General features: G+C 44.5%; 16 protein-coding genes. 7 read left to right on the top strand and 9 right to left on the bottom strand.

Features of this window, described 5'->3' with window-relative positions:
- The first annotated feature begins 55 nt into the window (after positions 1–55).
- Complete coding sequence (locus R7R24_RS13935) at positions 56–427, top strand: hypothetical protein (RefSeq protein ID WP_005375433.1); 372 nt, start codon at positions 56–58, stop codon at positions 425–427.
- A gap of 109 nt (positions 428–536) precedes the next feature.
- On the opposite strand, the gene R7R24_RS13940 is transcribed toward R7R24_RS13935, so the two are convergent.
- The 4 genes from R7R24_RS13940 to R7R24_RS13955 all read right to left on the bottom strand — a co-directional run bounded on the left by R7R24_RS13940 (position 537) and on the right by R7R24_RS13955 (position 4,514).
- Positions 537–1,634 (bottom strand): ABC transporter permease, encoded by a 1,098-nt coding sequence (locus R7R24_RS13940; protein WP_191115903.1) that lies wholly within the window; start codon positions 1,632–1,634, stop codon positions 537–539.
- A complete protein-coding gene (locus R7R24_RS13945; RefSeq protein ID WP_009706211.1) occupies positions 1,634–2,560 on the bottom strand; it encodes an ABC transporter ATP-binding protein in 927 nt (308 codons plus the stop codon). The genes R7R24_RS13940 and R7R24_RS13945 overlap by 1 nt, the downstream gene beginning before the upstream one ends.
- A gap of 4 nt (positions 2,561–2,564) precedes the next feature.
- Positions 2,565–3,515: an HlyD family secretion protein gene (locus R7R24_RS13950; RefSeq protein ID WP_372430176.1), complete on the bottom strand. Its 951-nt coding sequence runs from the start codon at positions 3,513–3,515 to the stop codon at positions 2,565–2,567.
- A 207-nt stretch (positions 3,516–3,722) separates the two neighbouring features.
- A complete protein-coding gene (locus tag R7R24_RS13955; protein WP_054865850.1) occupies positions 3,723–4,514 on the bottom strand; it encodes a PhzF family phenazine biosynthesis protein in 792 nt (263 codons plus the stop codon).
- 187 nt (positions 4,515–4,701) lie between these two features.
- Between R7R24_RS13955 and R7R24_RS13960 the strand changes: the two genes are divergently transcribed.
- The gene (locus R7R24_RS13960; RefSeq protein ID WP_005375444.1) at positions 4,702–5,235 is read left to right on the top strand and encodes a YbhB/YbcL family Raf kinase inhibitor-like protein; all 534 of its coding nucleotides are present in this window, start codon (positions 4,702–4,704) and stop codon (positions 5,233–5,235) included.
- 19 nt (positions 5,236–5,254) lie between these two features.
- The gene (locus R7R24_RS13965; RefSeq protein WP_005385142.1) at positions 5,255–6,034 is read left to right on the top strand and encodes an AraC family transcriptional regulator; all 780 of its coding nucleotides are present in this window, start codon (positions 5,255–5,257) and stop codon (positions 6,032–6,034) included.
- Between the two features lie 36 nt (positions 6,035–6,070).
- On the opposite strand, the gene arsB is transcribed toward R7R24_RS13965, so the two are convergent.
- Together arsB and R7R24_RS13975 are read right to left on the bottom strand one after the other, a co-directional pair.
- Positions 6,071–7,126, bottom strand: coding sequence for an ACR3 family arsenite efflux transporter (gene arsB / locus R7R24_RS13970; RefSeq protein WP_005385145.1), 1,056 nt, complete (start codon positions 7,124–7,126; stop codon positions 6,071–6,073).
- An 85-nt stretch (positions 7,127–7,211) separates the two neighbouring features.
- Positions 7,212–7,553: an ArsR/SmtB family transcription factor gene (locus R7R24_RS13975; protein WP_005375451.1), complete on the bottom strand. Its 342-nt coding sequence runs from the start codon at positions 7,551–7,553 to the stop codon at positions 7,212–7,214.
- A gap of 270 nt (positions 7,554–7,823) precedes the next feature.
- Between R7R24_RS13975 and R7R24_RS13980 the strand changes: the two genes are divergently transcribed.
- Positions 7,824–8,408, top strand: coding sequence for an NAD(P)H-dependent oxidoreductase (locus tag R7R24_RS13980; RefSeq protein WP_017635228.1), 585 nt, complete (start codon positions 7,824–7,826; stop codon positions 8,406–8,408).
- A gap of 167 nt (positions 8,409–8,575) precedes the next feature.
- Positions 8,576–8,941, top strand: coding sequence for a winged helix-turn-helix transcriptional regulator (locus R7R24_RS13985; protein ID WP_054865851.1), 366 nt, complete (start codon positions 8,576–8,578; stop codon positions 8,939–8,941).
- Between the two features lie 195 nt (positions 8,942–9,136).
- On the opposite strand, the gene R7R24_RS13990 is transcribed toward R7R24_RS13985, so the two are convergent.
- Complete coding sequence (locus R7R24_RS13990) at positions 9,137–9,820, bottom strand: hypothetical protein (RefSeq protein WP_054865852.1); 684 nt, start codon at positions 9,818–9,820, stop codon at positions 9,137–9,139.
- Between the two features lie 511 nt (positions 9,821–10,331).
- Positions 10,332–10,871, bottom strand: a complete 540-nt coding sequence (locus R7R24_RS13995) for a redoxin domain-containing protein (protein WP_104980833.1) — start codon at positions 10,869–10,871, stop codon at positions 10,332–10,334.
- Positions 10,872–11,435: 564 nt separating this feature from the next.
- Between R7R24_RS13995 and R7R24_RS14000 the strand changes: the two genes are divergently transcribed.
- Entirely contained in the window at positions 11,436–13,193 is a 1,758-nt protein-coding gene (locus R7R24_RS14000) for an SgrR family transcriptional regulator (RefSeq protein WP_154203956.1), read from the top strand.
- A gap of 9 nt (positions 13,194–13,202) precedes the next feature.
- Here R7R24_RS14000 and R7R24_RS14005 read toward each other — a convergent pair whose 3' ends face one another.
- Complete coding sequence (locus R7R24_RS14005; protein ID WP_138939623.1) at positions 13,203–14,078, bottom strand: LysR family transcriptional regulator; 876 nt, start codon at positions 14,076–14,078, stop codon at positions 13,203–13,205.
- Positions 14,079–14,219: 141 nt separating this feature from the next.
- On the opposite strand from R7R24_RS14005, the gene R7R24_RS14010 reads away from it, so the two are divergent.
- Entirely contained in the window at positions 14,220–15,188 is a 969-nt protein-coding gene (locus tag R7R24_RS14010) for an aldo/keto reductase (RefSeq protein ID WP_054577103.1), read from the top strand.
- Positions 15,189–15,193 lie beyond the last annotated feature (5 nt).

The following is a 15,193-nucleotide window of genomic DNA, read 5'->3' on the forward strand; positions in this document are numbered from 1 at the left end:
CTTCCTATACTGAATTAACGAAGCAAGATTTTTATAACAACAAGAGGAAGCTTGTATGACAAGAACAACCTCATTTGCACTCGTTTTATTACTTATGTGCGCATACTTTGGTTACAACCGTTATTATGTTTACCCCCAGCAGTTGGAAACACAGGCGAAGTCCATGCTAATACAAATGGCAAATCGCGAAGAGTGGGTCGATGTGTTTGAGATGATGAATCGTGTAGACGCGCACAAGGGCCATTTGGAACTTGTTGCTGACGTGACATCCTCTGATGGTCAGCGTGCGTACAGTGAAGGTATTATCACGTACACGGATCGTGAAGGCGTTGTCTGTAAACAGGTAGTGTTCAACTTTAAAATAAACTCTTTGAAAAACTACAATATTTCCGATTTACGAGATTGTTCCTACGGTGAGTACTATTAATATTGTCTGAGAGTTGAGCTCGATAGCACAGTGTATAAATACAGAAACAAAAAATAGCCCTTCGTTGGGGCTATTTTTGTTTTTAAGGAATGAACGCAATATCGTGGGATTAGTCGAGTGATTTTTTGAAGCGAAATGAAGCGACAATAAGGCCGATAACGGTGAATCCAAGTAACCAAACTGTATCTCGCCATAGCTCCATTAAGTCTGCACCGCGCAACACCACACCACGAATAATGCGCATAAAGTGGGTGGCTGGTAGGGCTTCTGATATCCATTGGGCGGCGACGGGCATTCCTTCATACGGGAACATAAATCCGGACAGAAGAATCGACGGCAATAGAATGAATACCGTCATCTGCATGGCCTGAAGCTGTGTCGTCGCAATGGTGGATATCACCAAACCTAAGGTTAAACTCGCGGCGATAAACAGCAGCGTGCCAAACAGTATCTGACTAATGGCGCCGTTTATCGGCACACCAAATATCCAATGACCCAAGCCTAAAATGATAAACACCTGTATCAGACCAACAAAGATGTAGGGAATGATCTTCGCTACCATGAGTTCGATGGAGTGGATTGGCGTAGTAATCAGTAACTCTAAATTACCGCGTTCCCGCTCACGAACAATGGCTGCACTGGTGAACAAGATCATCGTCATAGTCAGAATCACGCCCAATAAACCGGGGACAATGTTCACCGCCGAGCGCCGACTCGGGTTGTAATACAGCGCAACTTCAAAGGTTTTGGTTGGGGCAGGGCGTATCTCAAAATCAAAATCCGTTAACGGCATGGTTTGTAGCGAGAGAATCGCAGAGCTGATCATGGTGTCTGAACCATCTACTATCCACTGGCCAAGCTCTCGACCTTGCACCATACGTTGGGTTAAGTCGCTAGGTAGAATTAAAGCCGCTCGTACCAAGCCGTCTTGAATGGCTTGCTCGGCTTCTGAAGCGGTAGTAAAGGTTTCAACCACATCGACCACTTGCGTGACTTTGACGGACTCGGTGATCACACGCCCAGCAGTACTGCCACTTTGATCGACGACACCAACGGGAATGTTGCGAATATCGGTATTAATGGCAAAGCCGAACAGCAAAAGCTGAATCAACGGGATCATCACGACCATGCCAAAGGTAATTCGGTCACGTGAAAGCTGACGGATCTCTTTGATCATCACCGCTTTCATACGGGCAATAGATTTCATCATTGGCGACCTTCTCCCGTAACGCTGACAAACACATCTTCCAAGCTAGGGCGAGCAATGTTCATCTCGCAGCCATCAAGCTCTGGAAAGGTTTGGGTTAACCACTCGATCGGTTGTTCGATGTGCTGGTGGATCAAAATGCGTAAGCGAATGCCTAGCTGTGCGGCGGATCGTACTTCTTCGCGCTGAATGACTTTCTCTTTGAGCTCGCGTAAGTTATCCGCTTTGACTTCAACGATGTTAACGCCCATTTGCGCCATGAGTTCTTCTGGCTCACCATCGGCGCGGATTTCCCCCGCTTCCATAATCGCCAGACGATGACAGCGCTCGGCTTCGTCCATGTAGTGCGTTGTGACCAAAATCGTGGTGCCTTGGTCAGAGAGATCAAACAACTGCTCCCAGAAATCGCGTCGGTTTTCTGGGTCAACCGCAGACGTGGGCTCATCGAGAAACAACAGTTCTGGTTTGTGCATGGTCGCTGCCGCGAGAGACAAGCGCTGCTTCTGGCCGCCACTCATTCCGCCGACGCGCTGTTTACGCAACTGGTCGAGACCGTAGGTGGATAGCTGTTCCTCGATGCGAGCTTTCAGCGCTTTGGTTTCCATACCAAAGATTTGTCCAATAAACTCAAGATTCTCTTGAACCGTCAGGTCATCATAAAGCGAGAACTTTTGTGTCATGTAGCCAATCTTGAGGCGCAGAAGCTCAGATTGTTTTGGGATCTCTAGCCCGAGTACATCGACCTTGCCCTCACTTGGGCTAAGCAAGCCAGTCAACACACGAATGGTTGTCGATTTACCGCAGCCGTTCGGGCCAAGAAAACCATAAATACTGCCTTTGGGCACATTAAGCGTGATGTTGTTGATGGCGGTGAAGTCACCAAACTTTTTCACTACATTTTCAGCTTGAATCGCGTATTCGGTCATTGGCTTACTCCACCAAATCCACTTGCGCTGGGATACCTGAAGGCAAGGATTGTGCGGAGTCTTGTAGGTCGACTTCTGCTAGGTACATCAAACGCGAGCGTTCTTCCTCGGTAAGCGCGAAATAAGGCGTAAATGAAGGCTCAGTCGCTACCCAACGAACGGTGCCGCTATATGGTTGCTCAACGCCATCTACATGCACGTTAACCGTTTTACCCGGCACAAAATCGACTCGGTAGTTGGCAGGAACGTAAACGCGAGCGTATGGGACGCGGCTGGCTTGTATTACAGCAACCACACCATTCACAGGAACGCGTTCACCAAGGTTAAACGGTAGGTTATCTAACAAGCCATCTCGCGTGGCCGTGATGGTGAGTTCTGCCAGTTTCTGTTCTTGTAGTGCCACATCGGCTTTTGCTGCCATGAGTGCGGCTTTTGCTTGTTCAATATCTTCAGGACGAGAGCCAGCGGTCAGTTTGCTGAACTCTTCTTGTGAGGAGTCTAGCTCTGCACGGGCAGAATCTCTGGCTGCTAAAGCGGTGTCTTTTTCTGATTGGCTGATGAGTTTTTTACGAACTAACTCCGCCTTACGTTGGTAGTTCTTTTGCGCTTCAACCAATTGAGCTTCCGCTCTGGCAACGCGTGCTTGCGCTGCGGCAATGTCTTCTGGTCGCTCACCATTGGTCAATTTCAAAAGATAGGCGTCAGCCTTGGCTTGTTCGGCTACGGCGTGAGCTAAAACGGCTTCTTGGTTCTTTGTATCGAGCTGAACCAGCACTTCTCCTTCGGTGACTTGGCTGCCTTCCTTGATGGGTAGGGCACGAATTATCTCGCTAGAGGTTGCAGTAAAGGTTACGCGGTCACGTTCCAGTGTGCCAAGGGCTTGCTGTCCGTCATCTTTGGAACAGGCAGCTAAAAGAGTCAGGGCTAGGGTGCCAAGAATGATTCGCTTCATCATGCGACGCTTCCTCTAAGAAGGTGAGCTCGAATTCGTATCAAGCTATAGAAGAGTGTGGGACTGCATTCAGTGTAACGTGAGTCAGTTTTGTCCGGCTAGGAAGTTAATTCCTTCAATATTCATCAATTGATTAATTATTGAAACTGGCTTTATCCTGCTGAAGCCGTGCTTTACTTGGCTCTTTTAAGTTGATTACATGAATATCATTTAAACAAAAATCTGGCCTTTCATGTAGAGCACGCCGTCGCCAGATACTCTTACTTGTTCGCCAGTAACTTCACAGTGCAAAATACCTCCGCGCTGAGAAGCTTGGTAAGCGACCAGTGATGCTTTGCCTAACGCTTCTGCCCAGAACGGTGCTAACCCAGCGTGAATCGAGCCAGTTACGGGGTCTTCGTCACCACCATTTGCAGGCCAAAAGTAACGCGATACAAAGTCTTGTTGATCACCTTTCGCGGTAACGACCACATCGTAAGGAGCGAGTGTCTTGAGGTGCTCTGAACGGTATTGAACCTCAAGTACCTCCTGCTGGTTGCCGACCACCACGAAATACGCTTGAGGGCTAAGCAGTACGCGTTCCACATCGCAACTTAGGCCTTCAATCAATGCCGAGGGAATATCAGAAACGGCTTTTGGAGGACGAGCAGGGAACGTCATCTCGATCTTACCTTGCGCATTCTTCTCTACGGTGAGGGTTCCTACTTCCAGAGTATGAAATTCAATCGTGCCATTAATGCCAAACTCATCAAACAGAACTAACGAAGAGGCCAGTGTTGCGTGTCCACAGAAATCGATTTCAGTAATCGGAGAGAACCAACGAATCTCATATCGGTTTGCGCCAATGGATTTTAGAAAAGCCGTTTCCGACAAGTTGTTTTCTGTCGCGATATTTTGCATCAATTCTGGGGCTAGCCATTCCTCTAACGGTACGACCGCTGCTGAGTTGCCTTTGAATTGCGTATCGGTGAAGGCGTCCACCACGTAGATATCCAATTCCATTTTCCTTCCTTGTTCCGTGAGCGATTAATTAGCATAAACCAAGTGCAATTAAGAGAGTAAGAAATTTGTGTTAGAATCTTAAAGTGTCAAAATTATAGATTATTTTGTGTTTTTTGATACTTACTGACAAGGATTCGGACTGCTGGGTACTTACACTAGTGTTGAATTCATTGAAAGGAAGAAAAACATGAAAGCGATCTACAAATCAGTTTTGGCATTGAGTGTTTTTGCGGTCGGTTCTGCCCATGCATTTGAACTCGTGAGTAGAGATATTCAAGAAGGCCACCCGATGGCGAAGACATTTGAATACTCTGGTTGGGGATGTGATGGCGGGAATCAATCACCACAATTGATGTGGAAAGAAGCTCCAAAGGGCACAAAAAGTTTTGCGATCACCGTGTATGACCCCGACGCGCCAACAGGCAGTGGTTTTTGGCATTGGATAGCGTTTAATATTCCATCCACCGTTAGCGAACTGCCTCGAGGCATTGATATGAACAAGTTAGGCGGCAAAGAATCTCGTATTGACTACGGCACAACGGGGTTCGGCGGCGCGTGTCCTCCAAAGAATGATGGGATGCATCGTTACCAGTTTACGGTGTGGGCATTGCCAACTGAAGAACTGAATTTGGATGAAAACACGCCACCAGCCATTGTAGGGTTTACTTTGAATAGTGTTGCTTTGGGTAAAGCGACATTAACCACGACTTACACGCGATAATTGAATATAAGGGGAGAGAATGGGTCACCAATATCAGGTTACGCTGTTTCGTGCGGAGCAGCAGCAGAAGCTTCGTAATGTCAGGATTCACTCCCCAAGCCTTATTCAGATTGTTAAGGGGAGTAAACATCTTTTCTGGAAAGATGAAGTACTCGACATCCATCATCCAAATATCATGCTTTGTGAAGCAAATGCATCCCTAAATTTTGAAAATCTTCCTCTACAAGGGCGATTTCTTTCTCGAATGTTCAGTTTTCACTGTGTGCCTAGCGATGAAATGTTGGAGCTAAGCATGAGTAACGCATTAGGAAACTATGTACCCGTTGTTGAGACAGATAAAGCATTGCAAGCGACGTTAAATGCTTTGTTTTCGTTTGAGCGGGAAAGCTTAAGTGAAGCGACACAACGCTATTGGATTATGGGCCTATATCAGCAGCTAGCTGAGAGAGGGTTATTGCATCGGTTGTTCTCGAGTTCACATATCTCTTTTAGTCAGAAACTTAGTCGTTACTTATCGCGCTCTCCAGGGGAGGAGCATCCATTAGATATGGTCGCGGGGCACTTTGCTATGAGCCGAGCAACATTGATACGAAAACTGAAACAAGAAGGTACCCAGTATCGTGAAGTATTGGCGGAAGTGCGCTTAAATCACGCACTTTACTTGATGCAAAATGGCTCGTATAACGTTGCTATGCTCGCACAGTTGTGTGGTTATCAGTCAGAGGGGCGTTTTAGCCAACGCTTTAAAAGTAAGTTCGGCCTAACGCCCAGCGAGTATATTAAAACGGTAGTGAGTTAATGTTTTACCGCTTTTGTATTTTTTGTGCTTTTTAGGTTAGCCATAATATTTGGCTTTCATTCGCAATGCTACATTCACCAAAGCAATCAATACCGGCACTTCGATCAGCGGGCCAATGACACCAGCAAAAGCTTGGTCTGAGTTTAGGCCAAACACCGCGATAGAAACCGCAATTGCCAATTCAAAGTTGTTGCCTGTTGCCGTGAAAGCAATTGACGCGTTTTTGTCGTAGTCAATGCCCATTTTCTTACCAACGAAGAAGCTGACAAAGAACATCAACACAAAGTAGATAGCCAGTGGAATTGCTACACGGAATACATCCATTGGCAGCTCAAGAATCATTTCACCTTTCAAGCTGAACATCAGCACGATGGTCGCAAGCAGGGCGATAAGCGTAATTGGTGAAATGCGTGGGATGAACACGTCGTTGTACCATTGTTCACCTTTCGCAGCGACCAGCCATTTGCGGCTCAGGAAGCCCGCTAGGAATGGGATACCAAGGTAAATCAGAACGCTTTCCGCGATGTCCATCATCGAGATATCAACCACGAAACCTTCGTAACCAAAGACTGGTGGCAACACAGTGATGAATAACCATGCCATCACACTGTAAGTCACGATTTGGAAAGCGCTGTTTAATGCAACTAGAGCTGCACCGTATTCTTTGTTACCGCCACCGATATCGTTCCATACCAATACCATGGCAATACAACGAGCAAGACCGATCAGAATGATACCAACCATGTAACCCGGATGATCACCTAGGAAAGTCAATGCAAGGATGAACATTAAAATAGGGCCGACAATCCAGTTCATGACTAAAGACAGCGTGATCGCTTTTTTATCTTTCGTCACTGTACCTAGCAGGTTGTAGTTCACCTTTGCTAGTGGCGGGTACATCATCAAAATCAAACCAATCGCGAGCGGTACGTTCGTGCTGCCGACTGACATTGACTCATTCCACTCAGCAACTTGAGGGAACGCTGCGCCAATACCTACACCGATTGCCATTGCGACAAAAATCCACACCGTTAGGTAACGGTCCAAGAAGCTCATTTTGTCGCTGGCACTATTTAAAACTTGAGTAGTCATAGTGTTCTCTTATTCGTTTATCGTCGAAAAGCGATAGTTGAAGGTATAGTTTATCTCTGCACGCCTGACCAGCGTGCAAAGGGAATCAATCAAATAACTTGGAAAAGCCTAGATTGAACTGATCAAACGCGTCGCGTTGAATGCGGTAACACACCTTAGGTGGGTTTGGCTCGGCGCTGATAAAGCCTGCTTGCTTGAGAATACGCAAGTGCTCGGAAACAGTAGATTGCGCAAGACCCAGTTCAGAAACCAAATCACTGTTCAAACAACCGCCCATGGTATCGAGCGTGTGCAGGATATGCAGAATGCGCAAACGTGCTGGATGCGACAAAGCTTTTGCTTGCGCTGCTAGAGTTTGTTCTTTCTCGAGCTGTTGTTGCGTTGTCTGAAAAACGACTTCGCACGTGTCCTTGCACTTATCACTCATTCGCTGGCCTTAATAGTTAATCGTCGAATTGCGATAAAGTGTACGCCTGCTCTGTGGAAGATGCAACAAATCGATGAAAAAATTAATCGTGAAATAACGATGAATAAAAAGTTGAAAAAATATATCTTTTAAAAACAGTGATATAATTAAAAATTAAGCAGGTTACTAAAAGTTAACTAATTGCACTATATTTCTAGGTTACCATAATAAACCACATCCGACGCACAATGGTTACTGCGTCATCTTGTGAACTTATTTAAAGGTAATCCCATGAGCAACGTACTGATCATCAATGCACACGAACCATCACCATATTCAGAAGGTCGTCTAAATGCTTCTCTTGTCGACAAAGCACAGACGCTTCTGCAAGCAAAAGGCCATGAGGTTCGCGTTGTGACAATGCAAGATGAGATCAACGTAGATGAGCAACTCGCACACTTTGAATGGGCTGATCGCGTGATCATCCAAAGCCCAATCAACTGGATGTCTGTGCCTTGGTCATTCAAAAAATACATGGACGACGTGTTTACTGCGGGTATGGGCGGCGCACTGTGTGCATTTGATGGCCGTAGCGCAGAAGAACCAAAGAAAAACTATGGTACAGGCGGTACTCAAACCAACAGCAAATACATGCTTTCACTGACATTCAACGCGCCAGAAGAATCGTTTGATGATGAGAGCGAATACCTATTCCAAGGTAAAGGCGTGGATGATTTGATGTTCCACATGCACGCTAACTTCCGCTTCTTTGGTATGTCAGCACTGCCTACATTCGCTTGTTACGACGTGATGAAGAACGCAGATATCGAAAACGATTTTGTTCGTTTCGAAGCTCACATTAACGAAAACTTCTAATCCTTTTAGAAAGATAGTGCGAACTGAATGATGAATTGAGATGGACTGCTACATGCGGTCCATTTTTATTTGTTTGCGGCGAGGTGACGTTTTTATTACTCTAAAGCACTAAATGTATCTAGCTTACTTTTCGTTACCTAGATTAGGTGCGTATCTTGAGGTGTATTGTGGAAAGCAGAATCAGTGTAGATAGCAAAGGTCGTAAGTCAGTGGTGAACGTATGTGCGGAGCCATGTGCTATCGAGAAAGGGATGCGTCTAATTGGTGGTAAATGGAAAGGTTCTCTGATTTATCATTTGAAAGACGGCCCAGTTCGTTTCAATGACTTAGCACGCATGCTAGGCGGTGCAAGTAAAAAGATGATCGACCAACGCCTGAAAGAGCTAGAAGCGGAAGGTATGGTGGTGCGCAAAGTGATCAGCGACCGCCCAATTGCCGTAAGCTATGAACTAACAGAGTTCGGCCGTACCGCACTTAAGATTCTTGATGATTTGCGAATTTGGTCTGAAAAGCATCAAATTGAGCTTCGTTAAGACCAAAGTAGTTAATCGCAAACGTTACTCTCTTTTGAAAGCTGATTAACAATACATCGCCGTTTATACCCAAGTAACTTAGATGTGCTTCATTCAAATCGTAATTTGTTTCGTAAAACAACGTACTCTTTCGAGTCAGGCATATCGAGGCTACTTGAGCATAATCGTACTTTTTAAGTTTTTGATTTCTAGTTATTATTTTATCATACTTAGTAAGTTGTAGAATAAATCACTCACTTCAGTTGAATTTAAAAAAGCACTATTTAATTCCAGTTTCTTTTCAAAATCGGAATATTTATCGAATTCCTCTTTCTCAACTAAACCTATTGGTGAGTTGTCGTTAACGTGGCTTTCATATTTTTTGATGGTATATAATTTAGACTTTTCGTCAAAATATTGAATTATCTTAATGTTAACGTCAGGTCTCTCCGTATTATACGTGATCGTAATTTTTTCATAATCTTTATTAATCGGAGTCGTAAGCCCTGTAGGGTAGATGATTTTAAACCCATTAATGTCATTCTTCTTCGTGCTTTTATAATGTTTTGAGTATGAAAAGTTTTCAATTGCACTTTTAGTGACGATAATTGACTCACCTTTCTTTAAACCGTATTCGGTACATTCATAATCGTCGACAACCGTAGAATTTCTTTTCTTTTCAATCAGGTAGGACAAGGTTGCAGATGTCCCTCCGTGTTCCAGTTTTTGTTGGTTTACAGAACAATAGAAATGACCTTTGTCCACCGTCATTGCGTTGACTTGTTCCGGATTTGAAATGGTGGGATGTATATCTTTTGCTGGATCGTTGTCGCTTCCTCCTGAACCGCATCCAACTAATCCGATACAAACGGCCATATAAAGCAAAGAGATTTTATTCATACTGTATTTCTCAATTAAGATGTGTGATTGCAAATAACGATTAATTATATTTATATAAAGTGAAAATTTTTATTTTTAATTGAACGGTGTTTTATTGATAATTTAATCGTTTGCTTTTATTTTGTCTCTTACGGTATCTATGTTTTCATTTATGGTATGAATTATTAGAATTGCACAATTGTGAGTTGCAATAGGATAATAATCGCTAGCCAACTACTTGTGTAGGTACCGTTATGATTTATGTATCCGTTAAGTCTAAGTTTTTAGTCTTAATTTCATGTATTTATCGTGAAAGTGACTTAGAAGTAAATACTTAACGTCGTTTGAGGGGAGCCTGGACTTCACTGATCTTGTTTTTCATCAAGACGTTGTATAATGAACAAGGACTCTATTTCCAACTTGTTGATACATATCAGATCTCACGGATCTGATATGCATTCCAAGTTATTCTCACTAAGGCAAGAATCCTAGCTTATTTAAGGATAGAAAGTTTACTTGGGTGTAGAAGATATTAGTAATCCAATGTGCCACGGATAGGGTAGTTATTGTTTGGATCGCGAATCCATGCCAATCCGCGTGATAGCGCGCCAAGCTCAGGGCGAACAAACGGGTTGTTTGAAATATCCACCACGTGTAAGTCGCCGTGTTCATTCACCACAAACAGACCTGGTTCTGCGAAATTATGATCGGTTTCCTGTTCAGATCGAGGAATAGATACATACAAGCCTAGCGTTTTCATTTGTTCTTCGGTCAGGCCGTAAGCGATAGAGAAGCTGATTTCGAGTTTCTCTAGATGCCCCTCTAGCTGTGCTTTTGAGTCGCCAGAAACGGCAAGAATATCGACGCCAGCATCAGCGAAAGCCTGTTTGTAACTCTCAAGCTCGTTGAGGTACTTAGTACAAAGAGGGCAGTGTTTACCACGATAAACGAATACTGCTTGCCAAGTCGCATCACCTTGCGGCTGACCCAACGTTACGCTTGAACCATCTAGCAAAGTGGCTTGAAGATGAGGGAAGCTGTCGCCCGCTTTAAGTTTCACTGAAGTTGCCATATTGACTCCCGAATTGGTGGTGTATATCCATGAATGCCCCTTTCTCAACAAAGCGATTGGGGGATGAGACTTCAATGTAGACTCTGTTTTGCGGTGTTTCAACTAGTTAACTTTTAGTAACCTGCAATAAGGTAGTAGAGTGCAAAAGATGAAAAAGCAGAACTTAAGATACAACGAAGTGGGGGTGTAGTATCAGGAGCTAAGTTCTGCTTGAGGTTAGGCTATGACCACTGGAACATATCGTTAAGATAAACCAGAGTCATCACTTCTATTTTATTACTCGATTGAGCTAGGCGTTGCTGAAAAAAGTACGCCATCATTGGCTTCTTCATTTCTTCCTCCTTTAGCTGACGAGTAAATTATGTGTATAAAAGGGGATATAAAAAAGAGAGTGCTTTTGTTGGCTTTTTTCCTAATAACGTAAATATATGGGGCTTTAAAGCCGAATTTGGAGGTTAATTGTGGAAAAGGGGAACAGATAATTAGGAGGTTTTCTTATTTTATTACCGCCAACTTAAGTAAACTATTCCTATCCACAAACTTCACAGATCTAAGGTTGATTCAGTGTCTGATCTCAATTTGTTTCGCTATTACCAACGATTACTCTCGTTTAGCGTTGGTGATGAAACAAAAACCACGTTACAGGACATTGCCGACATCATGTTCACTTCTTCTCGGCATGCTCGTAGCTTGCTAACGCAGATGCAGCAGAAGGCGTGGTTGAGCTGGCACCCGAAAGCTGGGCGGAACCAACGATCGACTCTTATTCTGAATATGGAGTTAGACGTTTTAAAAGAGAGCTTGGCTCTTGAACGTATCAAGTTAGGCAAGTATGAAAAAGCACTGGCGATATTAGATGAAGACGAAATGGCATTTGGCCGTTTGTTAAAAACAACGTCTGGTGCTTCTGTTCAAGAAGGACAGCTCAATATTCAATTAACCTATAAGCGAATGTTTGAGCGCGTCGTTCCACATCAACTTCAGCGTAGCAGCGAACGTTTCTTATTAAGGCAAATCTATTGTTGCTTAGTTTCGAGTGATCACAATGGGAAAGTGCAACCAGAACTCGCACATCACTGGCGTTATGACGAAGACACCTACGAATGGACTTTCTACCTTCGTCCAGGTCTGACTTTTCATAATGGTAATTCCATTGATGCAGAAACAGTGGTTAGCTTGTTTGCAAAGTTGAGTTCACTACAGTATTACGAAAAAGAGTTGGCACATGTTGCTAACATTACTGCGCCAACGCCATTGAAGGTTGTTTTTAAGCTTAATCGAGCTGACTTGGGCTTTGCTGGACTTATTTCTGGTGTGAAATACGGCATTCAACCAGTAAGCCAAGTTAACGTAGCGAATAACAAGCTGGTGGTCGGAAGTGGCCCATTCTCTGTTGTCGAGCACAATGAAAGTCGTTTAAAACTGCAAGCATTTAATGGTTACTATGCATGTAGAGTTCTAACGGATTTGGTGACTATCTGGATTGTTGATGACGAGCAAATGGAGAACCCGTCATTGGCAGCAAATACGTTGCAAAGGGATACTTCGCCCGAGGAGGATTTGTGTGGACACTATATGTCGACGCAAAACCGAGAAAACTCATCGGCGAGCAAGCGTAGTCGAATAGAAGATGGTTGCTTATTCGCCTTATTTAATCAGCACGCTAAGCACAAACTCTCTTTAGCGCAGCGCCGTTATATTAGTGAGCTAATTCAACCTGAGCTCTTGGCCGAAGTGATGCGCCGCGAGAATATTGTATTTGGGAGTATACCCGCTCATAACCTGCTACCAGGTTGGAAGCCAGTGCTCCGTCCGTTCAGTGAGCCGCTTAAGTTACCTAAACACATTACGATAGCAGGATATAACTATACCGCGTTGCGTCGCTGTGCGCGGGCTATTTCTAATCGTTTGGTGAGTGTTGGCAGTAAAGTAGAAATTGTTATGTATTCCTACCGTGAGCTGAACGAGAAGGCTAAGAACGGTGAGCTAAATGAGACAATGGTCGTAACGAACATAAACCTAGATGATAATCGTCATGCCTCAGCGTTCACGAACTTCTTCAGCAACGCTGTGCTATTCCACACTTTGGGAGAGAAGAACGCACAATGGTTAGATGAACAACTACAGAGAGTCAGATCTTTCGTTCCACTTGAGGACTACCTTAATGCATTGGAGCCAATTGCATCGACGTTGATCAGCGAATACTGGATTGCACCCATGTTCCACCATACACAAACTTTGCGTTTCCAAGGCGTTTTAGAAGACGTCGCTCTTACTAACTGGGGTTGGCCAGATATTCGCTCGGTGTGGTCGGCGGATTAACTGCTTTAGTTATTGAGCAAAGTGCTGCTTCACAAATTCAATGAAGGCTCTGGTTTTCGCCGATTGATAGATGAGCTGCGGATACACCAAGTAAACCGCGTTGTGCTGGTGGTCGGTTTCTTCCGATAAAACCTGCATTAGACGACCATGTTCAACGTCTTGTTCGACAAAGTAACTTGCTAACCGAGCAATGCCATTACCAGACAGGGCTGATTCTTTGAGTAAGCGGTTTTCATTGCTTGAAAGCCAACCTTGGGTTTGAACTGTTCCCGTTTTTAACGGCCACTCTTTTTGATGCAATGTGGTTAAGCATTGATGCTGTTTTAAATCTGCTAACGTCTCTGGCGTACCTTCTTCTTGCAGATACTGAGGAGAGGCAACCAGCCAGTGGTGGTAGTCCAAAAGGTGATGCGCAATCATATTCTCGGGCGGCGTTCTTGTCGCTCGAAACGCAAAATCAACGCTGGTTTCTGTCAGATTAAACGCTTGATAGCTAGAAAGAATCTCGAACTCTACGTTTGGATGTAAAGCGCGAAACGCCACACACAAATCATGCAGCACCGCTTCGGCAAACATCTTGGGAGCAGTAAGACGAATCAGACCGTCTACTTGCTCAGATTGCTGACTTAAACTCTTTTCCATTTCCATTACGCGGCGTTTGAGATCTTCCGCTTGTGCAAAGATCGATTCACCTTCTGCCGTCAATCTCACGCTGCGTGTGGTTCGAACAATCAAAGGCGTGGCGAGTTCCGATTCCAATCGTTTGATTTGTTCCGACAGGTAACTTTTAGAAATGCCAAGTTGCTCCGCTGCTCTAGAAAAATTGAGTGTTTGAGCCACTTCGGCAAACAGCATCAGTTTTTCGATTCTCTTATAATCTGCCATCTTGATTGCTCGCTTTAATTGTTCGGTAGTGAGGATAATGAATTCGATTTTACGGTATTAAACTAATTTTTACGAACGGTAAGATGGTTCGAGTTAACTTAAGAAATTGAAGATGCAGAAATCGGAAAAGTGAGAATAACGATGAACAATCCAACACTACCGCTCGCCAAAACCTTACCTAACGTTAGCCGCTTGGTCTTCGGCTGTATGGGACTTGGAGGGGAGTGGAATCGCAACCCATTAACCGCCCAAGATGAAAACCAAGCTTATGCCGCTGTAGAGGCAGCATTAGAGGTTGGCATCAATCTCTTTGATCATGCGGATATCTACAAATTCGGTAAGGCAGAAGAAGTGTTTGGGTGCATCTTAGCCAATGACTCAACCTTACGAGAGCGAATTTATCTGCAATCCAAGTGCGGCATCCGTCTAGGAGATGAGCAAGGTGTTAAGCAGTATGACTTCTCTGCCAAATGGGTGACGGCTTCTGTTGAGGGCATTCTTGAGCGCCTTGGCGTGGAAAACCTTGATGTTTTGATGCTGCATCGTCCTGATCCTCTGGTTGAATTTGAAGAACTGGGCACAGCGCTCCAAGCACTGAAACAAGCTGGCAAAGTTAACCACTTCGGTGTTTCTAACATGAACAGTGCTCAAATTGATCTTCTTCAACAAGCAACGGGCGAAGTTGTTGTGGCGAACCAGTTGGAAATGAGTCTGGCTAAGTCTGACTTCTTCAAGCAAGGTATGGGGCTTCCTTCGTCGGCATCTGACTACGTTGCGGGAACATTGGAACATGCCCGTAAGCACAATATCCAACTGCAAGCGTGGGGCAGTATGGCGCAAGGAAGATTCTCAGAGCGTGGCTTACATTCTGATGATCACAACACCAGACAGACGGCGGAGATGGTGATGGCGCTAGCAGCTGAATATGGCGTGTCGTCTGAGGCGATTGTTTTAGCCTTCCTGACGCGTCACCCAAACCAAATTCAGCCTGTTATTGGTACTGCAAACCCACAGCGTATTCGCGCTTGTGCTCAAGTAGAGAACGTCACGCTATCACGCAGCCATTGGTATGGATTGTTCGAGAAAACTCTTGGTCATGAGATCCCTTAGGAGAG

The organism is Vibrio sp. 704 (assembly GCF_033339295.1).

Coding starts and splice junctions, on each gene's coding strand:
- R7R24_RS13935 (WP_005375433.1), top strand. CDS start 56: ATGACAAGAACAACCTCATTTGCACTCGTTTTATTACTTATGTGCGCA.
- R7R24_RS13940 (WP_191115903.1), bottom strand. CDS start 1,634: ATGAAATCTATTGCCCGTATGAAAGCGGTGATGATCAAAGAGATCCGT.
- R7R24_RS13945 (WP_009706211.1), bottom strand. CDS start 2,560: ATGACCGAATACGCGATTCAAGCTGAAAATGTAGTGAAAAAGTTTGGT.
- R7R24_RS13950 (WP_372430176.1), bottom strand. CDS start 3,515: ATGATGAAGCGAATCATTCTTGGCACCCTAGCCCTGACTCTTTTAGCT.
- R7R24_RS13955 (WP_054865850.1), bottom strand. CDS start 4,514: ATGGAATTGGATATCTACGTGGTGGACGCCTTCACCGATACGCAATTC.
- R7R24_RS13960 (WP_005375444.1), top strand. CDS start 4,702: ATGAAAGCGATCTACAAATCAGTTTTGGCATTGAGTGTTTTTGCGGTC.
- R7R24_RS13965 (WP_005385142.1), top strand. CDS start 5,255: ATGGGTCACCAATATCAGGTTACGCTGTTTCGTGCGGAGCAGCAGCAG.
- arsB (WP_005385145.1), bottom strand. CDS start 7,126: ATGACTACTCAAGTTTTAAATAGTGCCAGCGACAAAATGAGCTTCTTG.
- R7R24_RS13975 (WP_005375451.1), bottom strand. CDS start 7,553: ATGAGTGATAAGTGCAAGGACACGTGCGAAGTCGTTTTTCAGACAACG.
- R7R24_RS13980 (WP_017635228.1), top strand. CDS start 7,824: ATGAGCAACGTACTGATCATCAATGCACACGAACCATCACCATATTCA.
- R7R24_RS13990 (WP_054865852.1), bottom strand. CDS start 9,820: ATGAATAAAATCTCTTTGCTTTATATGGCCGTTTGTATCGGATTAGTT.
- R7R24_RS13995 (WP_104980833.1), bottom strand. CDS start 10,871: ATGGCAACTTCAGTGAAACTTAAAGCGGGCGACAGCTTCCCTCATCTT.
- R7R24_RS14005 (WP_138939623.1), bottom strand. CDS start 14,078: ATGGCAGATTATAAGAGAATCGAAAAACTGATGCTGTTTGCCGAAGTG.
- R7R24_RS14010 (WP_054577103.1), top strand. CDS start 14,220: ATGAACAATCCAACACTACCGCTCGCCAAAACCTTACCTAACGTTAGC.